Genomic DNA, 3,292 nt, shown 5'->3' with positions numbered 1-3,292 from the left:
TTACAAATATTTTCAAATTATTCTAGGAGTTTTTGATAATTTTTATCTGTGAGAACGAAGAAAAACATGATTGCAAAAAAAAATGACAAAAGAATAAATGCGAGATTGCCGCAGGTTCCTGCGAAACCTTCGCAATGACATATTTGAGGAGGTTAGGAGACACTCGCTCGATACTGCCCCTTCTAAATTTAATTGTTTTTAACTTATTTACCCGCCGTATGCAATTGTTATTGTTCTTGTGTTTGGGTCCCAGTCAACGATACAGCCGAGGGATTCAGCGACAAACCTTAAGGGAAGCATTGTCCTGTCATTTACAATAATTGGTTTCACGCTATGGTTGTCTGAATCAATGTATACCATGGTGCCGTTTACTTTTGCCCTTGGACTATCTATCCATAGTTCTATCGTTGCATTGTCAAAATTAATTGTGACTTTTCTCTCCGTACCGTCCCAGCTTATTGTTCCTCCCAATGCTTCAACTATTGCTCGGATTGGAACAACTGTTCTACCCCATTCAGGAATGATTACAGGTTTTGTTCCTCTGCCGGGATCTATCTCCTGAGAAACATTGTTTACGGTCATATATGAATTATCAGGTTGAAGCGTAATGATAGTTTCCTGGGCAGACGGGGTATACGTTACTGAGATTGTTTTGGTTGCGGTATTGCCTTTTTTATCTAATGCAATAATTGTTATTGTATTTGTGCCTTTTGAAAGATTAATTGTTTTACTGAATGAACCGTTAGAAGCAACAGAAACTTCACTGCCATTTACCGTTACCTTATCTATGCCTGATTCATCAGTTACTGTGCCTTTTACAACAACAAGATTAGTGCCGACTGTTGAGTAGTTTGAAGGAAAAGAAACAGTTATTTCTGGCGGGGTTGAATCTATATGCGGAACAACGCTAATCACGTTTGAAATAAAATAGTTTGGAGGAGTTTTGTCATCAAAGCTCTTCACAAAATAGTAGTAATTTACGCCATTTTGCACAGTATTGTCTACGTAATTATTGTTCCCAATATCAAACTCCTTGATAAGTTCCCACTCAGTATCGTTCTGCGCACTCCGGTAAATTTCATATCCACTTACTTTTGCTTTATCAGGAAATTCATCCCAGTGTAAAAACACGGACAGTTCTTCGCATTCTGCTGAGAGCACATTTGTTTCCCATTGGAACAAACCATCCCAGGAAACAACAATTATGGTGCCGCTACAAATAGATAGGCCGAGAACTCTTGATGAAGAAAGAACGCTCCCAAGAGGCCTCCACTCCTCGCCTTTGTTGGAAGAGTAGTATATGCCAAATGAGGTAGTGCAATACATTATGCCGCTGCTAAAATCATATTTTATACCGGTAATATTGAGATCTCCCAGGCCATTATTTTTTTCTTCCCACACAAGCCCGCCATCTTCGGAATAGAGCAAACCTAATACCCAGGTACCGATAAATAGATCCTGTTGGTCGCAAAAAATTGAAGTGATATCTGTACCAGGTGTATCTGGTATTTTTTCCCAGGTTTCCCCATTGTTTTCTGAAACGAACAACCCGCCGTTTTCCGAAAAACCTGTCCCGGCAAATACTTTCTCACCGGAAACACATAGACTGTATATATTTCCCTGCACTTGCCCTTCTCCTACTTTTACAAAACCGGCATTATCCACCCGGTATACTCCACTGCTGCTCCCCACAAAAAGCGATTCATCCGATTTTGCCAATGCATATATGTGTTTGTTGATACCCAATGGCTTCCACTCGTCCAGTATCCGGACAAAAACATCATTATTGCTTCCCGCGTATATCTTTGAATTAAATTCTATAAGGCAATTTATATTTTCGTCTGGAAGTCCTATAACAAAAAATTGTCCCTTTTCATTTTTTTGCATTATGCCGTAGTTTGTGCCAGTTAAAACAACATCGCCACTGCATAAAACACAATTAAACAGGAGGGTATCAATATTAAAACCTTCTTTCAGGGGATTAACTGTTTTCCCTGCATCTGTGCTTTTTAAAATAGAATTTTCTGATCCAATAAACATTACATTTTTATTGGTTGGATCAACTGTAAAAGAGAGAACATCTGGCAAACTACTGAAACCTGCCGGCACATTCCAATTGGCTAAATCTCCAGAATAATAAACACCGGACCCAGAAGAAATAAGGTAGGCCCCATCATCCGCAGGGATAATCGCATCTACCACTGTATTGCTAAATTCATGTAGCTTGCCAAACACAACCCCGTCTTCACTCTTATGCAATTCAGTAATAGTAGACCAACCCTCACTACCACCATAGTGAGGTATCCATTTTATTGCAAGAATACTGCCTTTTGATTCCACTATAAACGCAACATTATCTCCCTTAAATGCCGTATTTTCAACTAACTGACCGTCCTGAACAAAGAAAAGTCCATCTATAGTTGCAACGTAAAGATAATTTTTAGCCAGTAGAATACAGTTAACGGTTAGCAGATTTGCATCTACAATGGTATCAAACAAATCTGACTGATCCTTCATTAACACTTTACCAAATCCAGTGCCAATATACAAATTGCCATCAAACACGCAGGCATATGTGATTGTATCATCGGTTATTTCCCACAAAAATTTCCAGGTTGCACCAGAATCACTTGAGAGATAAACAAATGAAGAAGTAATTGCATATATTTTACTATTATCAGTGGCAAGAAATTTTACGCTCTCTTTAATATTCCCGGTAACATCTTCAAACGTATTCCCATCATCAATAGATTTGATAATTTTGCCATTCGCAATACAGAGAAGTGCGCCATTTTGAAGTACCTCAATATCCGTAACATTAAAAATAAGATTGTTATCAATCAAAGGCACCCATTCTCCATCAGGAATTTCATCAAATGCAAAAAGGCTTGAGTAACTCCAAAAACCAGTATTAACGAAAATAAAAACAAACAAAAGAATAATTACGGCTACGACTGACCATCGCTTATTCAACATATTTACACCCCCTTCCGATCTTTATGATATTACATTTTTATACTAATTCAAAATTTATGAATTTTTTTAGATTACGGGGTAAATTGTTGTGCAAAGATCCCCTTTTTGTCGCTGCGCTCCGCACAACAACCCCCCCTCTGTCTTCGCGCTCTTTTTAAAAGGGTAATCAATATCGGTTTAATAATCGTTATGAAGAATGGGTGTTTAAAAATTCAAAGAAACTACTGGACAAAAACCTCGGCATTTGTTATAATATGCCTATGAAAACATCCAAGGAGATATGATGAATAGAAAATATGAAAAAATTATTAAGATA

1 protein-coding gene is annotated in these 3,292 nt (G+C 37.8%); it reads right to left on the bottom strand.

Annotation, left to right across the window (positions count from 1 at the left end):
- Positions 1-207 precede the first annotated feature (207 nt).
- Positions 208-582 carry a copper amine oxidase N-terminal domain-containing protein gene (locus tag J7K93_07945; GenBank protein ID MCD6116931.1) on the bottom strand — a complete coding sequence of 125 codons (375 nt, stop codon included), beginning with the start codon at positions 580-582 and terminating at the stop codon, positions 208-210.
- Between the last annotated feature and the right edge of the window lie 2,710 nt (positions 583-3,292).

The sequence above is a fragment of the bacterium genome (assembly GCA_021158245.1).
GTDB lineage: Bacteria > Zhuqueibacterota > QNDG01 > QNDG01 > QNDG01 > QNDG01.
The sequence above is the reverse complement of the archived record's forward strand: the minus strand, read 5'-3'. Positions and strand labels throughout refer to the sequence as shown.